This is a genomic window from Clostridium sp., from assembly GCF_040797585.1.
In the GTDB taxonomy this organism is placed as follows: Bacteria; Bacillota; Clostridia; order Clostridiales; family Clostridiaceae; genus Clostridium_Z.
On the sequence record NZ_JBFNEO010000101.1, the window covers coordinates 1 to 9,799 of the forward strand.

Annotated in this window: 8 protein-coding genes; all 8 read left to right on the top strand. The window is 29.7% G+C overall.

Annotation, left to right across the window (positions count from 1 at the left end):
* Positions 1 to 223 precede the first annotated feature (223 nt).
* Positions 224 to 1,789 (top strand): SPOCS domain-containing protein, encoded by a 1,566-nt coding sequence (locus tag AB2369_RS07945; protein WP_367665946.1) that lies wholly within the window; start codon positions 224 to 226, stop codon positions 1,787 to 1,789.
* Between the two features lie 456 nt (positions 1,790 to 2,245).
* Complete coding sequence (locus AB2369_RS07950; RefSeq protein WP_367665947.1) at positions 2,246 to 3,076, top strand: cyanophycinase; 831 nt, start codon at positions 2,246 to 2,248, stop codon at positions 3,074 to 3,076.
* Positions 3,063 to 5,669, top strand: a complete 2,607-nt coding sequence (cphA, locus tag AB2369_RS07955; protein WP_367665948.1) for a cyanophycin synthetase — start codon at positions 3,063 to 3,065, stop codon at positions 5,667 to 5,669. Before AB2369_RS07950 ends, cphA begins: the two co-directional genes overlap by 14 nt.
* A 17-nt stretch (positions 5,670 to 5,686) precedes the next feature.
* Positions 5,687 to 5,842, top strand: coding sequence for a rubredoxin (locus tag AB2369_RS07960; protein WP_367665949.1), 156 nt, complete (start codon positions 5,687 to 5,689; stop codon positions 5,840 to 5,842).
* Positions 5,843 to 6,353: 511 nt separating this feature from the next.
* Positions 6,354 to 7,196, top strand: coding sequence for a 4-(cytidine 5'-diphospho)-2-C-methyl-D-erythritol kinase (ispE, locus tag AB2369_RS07965; protein ID WP_367665950.1), 843 nt, complete (start codon positions 6,354 to 6,356; stop codon positions 7,194 to 7,196).
* 132 nt (positions 7,197 to 7,328) lie between these two features.
* Positions 7,329 to 7,520 carry a CLC_0170 family protein gene (locus tag AB2369_RS07970; protein WP_367665951.1) on the top strand — a complete coding sequence of 64 codons (192 nt, stop codon included), beginning with the start codon at positions 7,329 to 7,331 and terminating at the stop codon, positions 7,518 to 7,520.
* A gap of 15 nt (positions 7,521 to 7,535) precedes the next feature.
* A complete protein-coding gene (locus tag AB2369_RS07975) occupies positions 7,536 to 8,996 on the top strand; it encodes a spore germination protein (protein ID WP_367665952.1) in 1,461 nt (486 codons plus the stop codon).
* A gap of 20 nt (positions 8,997 to 9,016) precedes the next feature.
* The coding region (locus tag AB2369_RS07980) for an endospore germination permease (protein WP_367665953.1) at positions 9,017 to 9,799 on the top strand (783 nt) is incomplete at its 3' end.

Sequence of the window (9,799 nt, forward strand, 5' to 3'; positions counted from 1 at the left end):
ATCTTTCAACTATGGTATAAAAGGGTATTGAGAATTTATGAGAGGTTATATGGTAAATAACCATATATTATAATACGTCAATATACGACTAATGTCAACAATATATTCAGATTGCTATTCTATATGTTTAAAGAAATATGATTATAATAATGTAGAGAATAGAGTAATATTTAAAAAAAATTCAACATAGATATTAAATAGGAATTTTATGGGAGGGATATAAATGGCGGAGTTGGAACTTCAAAAAGAGAATATAGAATATGAAAGACTTTTAGGAGAAGGTATAAATGAAACTGTAGTTAAGGGGGACTTTCTAATTCCTGATACTCATCCTGATGTTGCTGAAATATTAATGCTAGATGTTAGACCTGTTATAAGCAATAAAGAGGTTATGCAGGATAAAGTATATTTAGAAGGACAATTAAACTATAATATTTTATATTTAGCAAGAGAAGATGAGAGCATGGGTGTTCATAGTGTTAATTATAGTGATAAGTTTACAAGCTATATAGATGTATCAGGAGCAGAACACAGAATGACTTGTAATATAGAATGCTATGCTGAACATATTAATTGCTCAATAATAAATGAGAGAAAAGTTGGGGTAGAAGGAATTATAACTTTAAAGAGTCAGGTTTTAAGTAGTTACACAGTACCTATAATTAAAGAAGTAGTAGATAGTGATGAGATACAGATGTTAAGAAGATCAGAAACTATAGATAGGCTGGTTGGACGAACAGTAGTTGATCTTAAAGCTAAAAGTGATATGCAAATTTCTATGGATAAACCACAAGTGGATAAGTTGTTAAAATATGATACATCTATACACAAGAGAGAGGTTACTATATCACAAGATAAAATAAATGTTTCAGCTTTTGTTAAGATAAATGTACTTTATAGGGCAAGCGATTCTCAGGATATATTTTTACTTGAGGATGATGTTTATGTTAATAAAGAAGTGGAAATGGATGAAGTAGACTCATCTATGATTAGTTTAAATAATATGGAAATACAAGATGTAGATGTAGAAATTAGGCAGGATGATCTAGGAGAGAATAGATTAATAGGGGTAGAAGCTAATTTAAGATCAGAAGTAAGTGTTATGGCAAAGGATAAGTATGATTTTATAGAAGATGCTTACTGCTCAAAATCTATTATAGATATAGAAAAAGAAAAGTGTGATATAAATGTACTTCATGGACATAACTGTTTAGAAACCATAGTAAAAGATAATATAGAGATTTCTAAGGACTCTCAATCACTAGCTTCAGTTATAATGTCAAAGGGAGATGTTGTTATAACTGATAAAAAGCTTGTAGAGGATAAGATATTAGTTGAAGGTATAGTTAGAGTAAATACTATTTATAGAACTAATAAGGATGAAAAAAGCTATGGAAAAGCATATGAAGAAATGAACTTCTCATCATCAGTAGATATACAAGGAGCAAAAATAGACATGCAATCAATGGTAAGAACTAATTTAGAGAGCTTAGAGGCTTCTATTGAGGCTGACACTATAGCAGTTAAAGCAGTAGTTCAAGTTTGTGGTCAGGTTATGTATACTACTTCAAGAGAAATTTTAACATCTATTACTAAAAAGGAAGAAGCTATTCCAGAGAAAAAGGCATCTATAACCATATATATTGTTCAACCAGGAGATACCCTTTGGAGTATAGCTAAAAAATATTTCACCACAGTAGATCAGCTAATGGCATTAAATTCTTTAGAAAATGTTGAGAGCATAAGGTTAGGAGATAAATTATTAATACCTGGAAGAGCTATACTTTAATAAGGAGTATTAAATTATAGTATTAAAAATATTATTATATTTAGGACTATAAAAGACTTTGTATTTAAGTCTTTTATAGTCCTTTTGTTTATAGGTTTTTATACATATATTAATAATTATGAAGTATAGAACTAAGGCTTTATATTGAGCCAAGGTCAAGTAGCTTTAAATAAAGTTATGTACTATTAAAAGGTATCTTAGTTAAAATTATGTATACCACAGGGGGGCTAAAAGTAAGCTTCAAGCCATGATGATTTACAGTTATTTAAATATTGAGTTTAGAGATAGTATATTTATAGTTTTATAATATTAAAAGCATAGTTAAAGGTATATAATTCCTAAGACTGGGAAAAGTATTTATGGTGTAAAAATTGAAATTTATATGAATTTAACAAAGTGAATAAATCATTATTGTTATGGGCAAAATATAGAATACAGTTATAAGAGGTGGTGCTTATGAAAGATATAGTAGAAGGAAAACTAATTATAATTGGGGGAGCAGAAGATAAAGAGGGAAGTAAAGAAATATTGAAAGTAGTTTGCCAAAGTATAAATAAAGAAAATGATTTCCTAGTAATAGCAACTATAGCTACAGAGAATCCGGAAGAGGCAGGAAAAAAGTACACTGAAATTTTTAACAACTTAGGAGTTAAAAATATAAGTATACTAGATGTTAAAGAAAGAAATGAAGCCCATAATGAAGAGAACATAAATATGCTTAGAAAAGCAGCTTTAGTTTTCTTTACGGGAGGAGATCAATTAAGAATTACAAGTATATTAGGAGGTACACCTCTTCATGAAGAAATAAAACAATCATATACAAGGGGCTGCATATATGTAGGAACATCAGCAGGTGCATCAGTTATGAGTTCTACTATGATTGTTAATGGAATAGATGAAGAGTCGCCTAAAAAATGTACTCTTAAAATGGCTCCAGGACTTGATTTAATAGATGGAGTTATTATAGACCAGCACTTTGCTCAAAGAGGAAGAATAGGAAGATTATTAGTTGGAATTGCAGAAAATCCAGGAACTCTTGGGATAGGTATAGATGAGGATACAGCTATAATTGTGGACAACAAAGGAGTATTTAATGTAATAGGATCAGGTGCAGTATATGTAATAGACGGATGTAACATATCCTATTCTAACGTATCAGAACAATATCAAGAGGAGCTTCTTTCAATGTTTGATGTAAAAATGCATGTACTAAAGGAAGGGAATGGATTCAATCTTTTAACTAGAAGACCCTTAGAAGAGGAAGGTTATAACAATGAAAATAAATAACTATAGAGTATTTGAAGGTAGAAATATATATTCCCATAGAAGATGTATAAGATTAGATGTTGATTTACAGGGATATAAGGATATACCTACTAAAAATATAAATAGATTTAATGAAACTATAATAGATGCTTTACCAGAACTAAAAGAACATAGGTGTGGTATATATGAAGAGGGTGGATTCTTAAAGAGACTAGAAGAAGGAACCTACCTAGCTCATGTATGTGAACATATGATACTTGCTCTTCATGAAAGGATAGGAATAGATATATCCTTTGGGAAGGCCAGAGAAATAGAAGAAGATTTATATTATATTATATTTGAATATAAATATAAGCAAACTGCATTGGCATTAGCTAAGATTGCAGTAGACTTTATAAATTCAATAAAATTAAATAGAAATTTTGATTTAGATAATAAACTAAAAGATGTAAAAACTATTTTATATAAGGAAATAATAGGACCAAGTACTGAAGCTATTTTAAAAGCGGCTAAAGATAGAGGGATACCATATATAGACCTTTATGGAAGTGGTATATATCAAATAGGTTATGGAAAGCATGGAAAGATAATAGAGGCAACAATTGTAAATGATACAAAATCCACTGCTGTAGATATAGCTTGTGATAAGTATATAACTAAAAAAATTTTAGAAGGACAATGCATACCAGTAGCTAAAGGGGGAAGAATAAATTCCTCACTAGAAGCATTAATACAAGCGGAGGCTATAGGATATCCTGTTGTTCTTAAGCCTAGATATGGAAATCATGGAAGAGGGGTAAAGCTAGATATAAGGAATCAAGAAGAGCTACTTAATGCTTTTAAGGACATAAAAGATGAGTTCAAGGATATAATTATAGAAAAATTTCATCAAGGAAATGATTTTAGAGTATGTATGATAGATGGAAATATGGTAGCCGCTTCTTTAAGACTTCCACCTTATATAGTAGGAGATGGATGTAAAACAATTAAAGATTTAATAGAAGAATTAAATAAAGACACCAGAAGAGGTGAACATCATGAGAAACCTTTAACTAAGGTGAAGATAGACAATACTCTTATTGAAGTTATAAAGAAATATGGATATAAGTTAGAATCAATACCTAAGGTTAAAGAAAAAGTTTTTCTAAGAGATAATGCTAATATATCTACTGGAGGAGTAGCTGTAGATGTTACGGATAAGGTTTGCGTAGAGAATATAATTCTTTTTGAAAGAATAGCTAGAACTATTGATTTAAATGTATGCGGTATAGATATAAGTGGAAAAACTTTATCTATTCCCTTAAATGCTCAAAATGGAGTTGTTATGGAGGTAAATGCAGCACCTGGTATAAGAATGCATCATTATCCTTATGAGGGAACATGCAGAGATGTTGCTGGAAAAATAGTAGATATGATGTTTAAGAATGATGAAAAGAGTGTACCTTTAGTGTCCATTACAGGTACCAACGGTAAAACTACAACTACAAGGCTCATATCTCATATATTACAAAATAGAGGATATAAGGTTGGAATGACTACAACCTCAGGCATATATATCAATGACCTTTGTATAGATAAGGGTGATGATACTGGTTTTGAAAGTGGAAGAACAGTTTTAATGAATAAAGAAGTTGAAGTGGCTGTATTAGAAACTGCAAGGGGAGGCCTTGTTAGAAATGGGCTATGTTATGATCTTGCAGATGTTGGAGTACTAACTAATGTATCTGATGACCATTTGGGGATAGATGGTATGAATACTATAGAAGATATAGCTCATGTAAAATCTTTAGTGATTGAAGCAGTGAAAGATGATGGATATAGTGTTATCAATGGAGATGATCCAGTTAGTGTATCTTTAATAGAAAGGGCTAAAGGGGAGACAATTATTTTTTCAAGATATGATGATAATCCTTATGTTTTGGAAAATACCAAAAAAGGTAATTATGGAGTTTACATTAAAAATAATTCTATATATATAGAAAAAGAAAAGAGAGTTTTTTATATAGCAGATTTAGATGAAATACCTATGACTTTTAATGGAGTATTAATCCATAATGTTGAAAATGCATTAGCCGCTTGCAGTGCTTTAGTTGGTCTTAAGGTTGACTACTGTAGTATAGCAAAGGGATTAAAAAGTTTTCAATGTAATGAAGAAAAGAACCCTGGAAGATTTAATATGTTTGAAATTAATGGTGGTACTGTAGTATTAGATTATGGTCATAATTTAGATGGATATAAAGCAGTGTTATCTTCTTTAAAGAAAATACCTCATAATAACATAATAGGTATAATTGGAGTTCCAGGAGACCGATTAGATTATCAAGTAAGAAACGTAGGTAAGTTATGCGGGGAGTTTTTAGATTCAATATATATAAAAGAAGATAAAGATAAGAGAAGTAGAAAAAGTGGAGAGATAGCTAAACTTTTAGAAGAAGGTGTAAAGCTTAGCGGTAATAGAAATTTCACTACCGTTTTAAATGAAGAGGAAGCACTTAAAATAGCTATTGATAATATGAAGGAAAAAGATATATTGGTAGTATTTTTTGAAGATTATGAACCTCTTCTAGATATAGTGAAGAATTATGAAAATAGATTAAAAGCTATGAATGAATAGAAACTAGGAGGGATTATATGAAATATATATGTAAGATATGTGGATATGTTTATGATCCAGCTATAGGAGAACCAAAAAGTGGAGTACAACCAAATACAGCTTTTAAAGATTTACCCCAAAGCTGGTTATGCCCTATATGTAAAGCTAACAAAGCACAGTTTAATGAAGAGTAGTTTTACTTAATATATTTAATTTAGCTAATACTATCACACTATGGGTTAAGGGATAACTATTATAAATCTTAAAATAAGTTTTATAATCTATAAAGGAATAAAGGGATTTTTTATAGTTAACCAACTTAAAGTTAATAATAACTTAATTTCGAAATAATATTTTATAAATAATAAAAATATTGAACCATAAAGTTTTAAGCTTTATAACTAAAATACATTAGTTATAAAGCTTATTTTTATAAATCTAAAAATATATAGTTAATATATTTTAGGAAGAGGATTATGTTAAGAGAGGTTTATATAAGTGAATTTATTATAGAGTTTTAAGTGAAATTTTAGTTTGTGAATTAATCTAATCACCATATATAGATAATAAAAAATATATATAAATTGATTTAAAATCTAAAATAACATTTATTAAAATGATTCAATCATTATATTGTATATATTGAGGAATGAAAGAAAATATAATACACTATAACTTAGTAAGAAATATAAGGTGGGATATGAGATGAAAACAAAAGCCTATGCTAAGGTTAATATTTCTCTTGATGTGATAGAGAAGAGGGATGATGGATATCATATACTAGAAATGATAATGCAAACTATTGATTTATATGATGTTATAGAAATAGATAGGGTTGAAAATGGTATAAATATAGAGTGTAATAGATGTTATGTACCTACAGATGAAAGAAACCTTGCTTATAAAGCAGCTAGGCTTTTTTTGGATGAGTATAACATAAATCAAGGGGTCAATATAAAGATACATAAAAATATACCTGTATCTGCTGGTATGGCAGGGGGAAGCACTAATGCAGCAGCTGTACTTAGGGTGATGAATAGACTTTTCAATATAAATGTATCTATCAATGAGCTAAGAAATATTGCTTTAAAAATAGGGGCAGATGTGCCTTATTGCATAGAAGGAGGAACAGCTCTTTGTGAGGGCATAGGAGAAAAAATAACCCATTTGAAGCCCTTTAGAAATTGTATAATGGTTGTGGTTAAACCTTCCTTTGGGGTATCGACCAAAGATGTATATGGTGGATTAGATATAAATAAAATATATAAACATCCTAATACTCAAGGATTAATAAGAGCTTTGGAGAATAGAGATATTAAATTTGTAGCTAATAATATGAGAAATGTATTAGAGAATGTTACTCTTAATAGGCATAAAATTATAAGGACTATAAAGCTCCAAATGGTTGAAAATGGAGCTATGGGTTCTCTTATGAGCGGAAGTGGACCAACAGTTTTTGGTATATTTGATGATATGGTAAAGGCACAGAGATGTTATGATCATATGAAGTTAAATTATAAAGAAGTATTTATAACAAGAACAATATAGAATATAAAAAATAACCTTAATGAAGTTTTTCATTAAGGTTATTTTTTATTCAATTAATAATCTCTTATATATGTATATAAATTCTATATAAAGAAAAAATAAAAGTGAAGTATTTATAAGGGGTGAAATGTAATGAGAATGTTAGAAGTATTTGATTATTACTTCTTAGCAATGATGATGATTTATTGCGGAGGATTATATTTTTATAGAAGTAAAAGATATAAGGATAAAAATGATTATAAATCCTATAAAGTAGCGAGAGGTGTTTCAGGAACAATATTTGTAATATCAGTACTTTTATTTATAGCAGCAAGATTTGTGTAGAAAGGAGAGAGTAGGGTGAAGGAAAACTTAAAAGAAACCATAGATAAGTCTTTGGAAAATAATATTAAATATATAAAAGATGTTTTAAAAAACAATTATGACATAGTTTATAGAGAATTTGCAGTAGCAAATAAACAGGTTGCTCTAATATACATAGATGGATTATCAGATAGAACTTTGATAAACGAATTTGTTATAGAGAATCTTATGACCCATGGAACTGAAAATTCATCCTCAGATGATTTAATTGAAAGAGTTATTGCATTAAGTGATCTTAGAGAAGTAGATAGCCTTAAAGATGGTATAAATGCATTTTTATCAGGAGATCCGCTGCTTCTTTTTGATGGAGAAACTAAAGGCTGTGTATTATCTCTTAGGACATGGGCCAATAGAGGGGTAGGAGAACCTTCAGGAGAAGTAGTTGTTAAAGGTCCTAGGGATGGGTTAACAGAGATAATAAGATTTAACACTGCTCTTATAAGGAGAAGAATTAGAGATACAAGGTTTAAGATAGTACCAAGAGTTATTGGAGAAAGATCAAAAACAGATTGTGCCGTATTATATATTGAGGATATAGTAAACCAAAATGTATTAGATGATGTAAATAAAAGATTGGATAATATAAAAATAGATGCAGTGCTAGATAGTGGATATATAGAACAACTTATAGAAGATAATAAATTCAGTATATTTCCTCAAGTTCAAGCTACTGAAAGACCAGATGTAGTTGCAGCCGCTCTTTATGAAGGGAGAGTTGCTATATTAGTTGATAATTCACCTTTTGCTTTAATTGTGCCAACTACATTGCCCTTATTATTTCAATCCCCAGATGATTATAATCAGAGATGGGTTTATGCAAGTGGAGTAAGAATCATAAGATTTATAGCTATAATCTTATCTCTTATAACCCCTGCTCTTTATGTAGCAATAACATCTTTTCATACATCTATAATACCGACTAAACTTGCATATTCTATAGCGGCTTCTAGGAATGGAGTTCCTTTTCCTGCCTTTATGGAGGCTATAATAATGGAGCTTAGTTTCGCTTTACTTATGGAAGCCATTGTAAGACTTCCAAGAGCAATTGGAGCTACCATTGGTATAGTTGGAGGTCTTATTATAGGTCAGGCAGCAGTTAGTGCTGGAATAGTAAGTCCTATTATGGTGATAATAGTTTCATTAACGGTTATAACAAGTTTTGTAACTCCAAACTATGAAGTTACATTTGCTTTTAGAATAGTTAGATTTGGTACAATAATAGCTGCCACTATAATTGGACTTTATGGCATAGCTATTTCAATGTTGCTACTTTGTATTCGTCTTATAAGACTTAGAAGCTTTGGGGTATCATATTTATCTCCTGTAGCAGGTATGGATAAGTCAGACTTTAAAGATACATTTGTAAGGTTTCCATTAAATTTCTTTAAAAAGAGACCTAAGTTTATGAATACTGAGGATAAAATAAGGCAGAAATAAGATAAAATGAGGTGAAGGTTATGAAAGAAACTATAAATCCCTTTGGATTATTTGCTTCAATAGTGGTTACTGTGATAGGGGTTGGACTATTTTCATACCCTAGAGAACTTGCAGAGAAGGTAGAAACCAATGGGTGGATTATAACTTTAGCAGCTGGGGGGATAACATGCTTACTTATTTATATAATGTATAAGGTAATAGTATTAAATAACTATGAGAGTATAACTAATATAATATTAAACAACTTAGGTAAATGGATAGGATATATAGTAATAATAATATTTAACTTAGAATTACTAATGACTGTAGGGCTTCAAGGAAGACGTTTTGTTGAGGTAATAAAAAAATACCTTTTAGAGAAAACACCTACAGAATTTATATTAATAATTACAATATTGGTAGCGGCCCATTTTATAGGTTTAGGAAGGGCAAATCTGGGTAAATTTAATGAGATAGCATTTTGGGTTATGTTTGTACCAATGATATTTATACTTTTAATTATTAGTAAGGAAGGGGATTTTACAAACATATTTCCTATTGGCCAAACAAAGCCAATGAATTATTTTTCAAGTTTACTCTCTAATGTAATTGTATTTGCAGGATTTGAAATAATATTTTTATTTGCTCCTATAGTATCGGATAGAAAGAAGGTTCTTAAGTCATCTATATGGTCTATGATTTTTACATCACTATTCTATACTGTAATAGTTATTTTTTGTTTAGCCATATTTACAAAGGAAGAGGTAAAAAAAATATTATGGCCAACTATAACTATGGTAAATACAATAGATATACCAGGGACT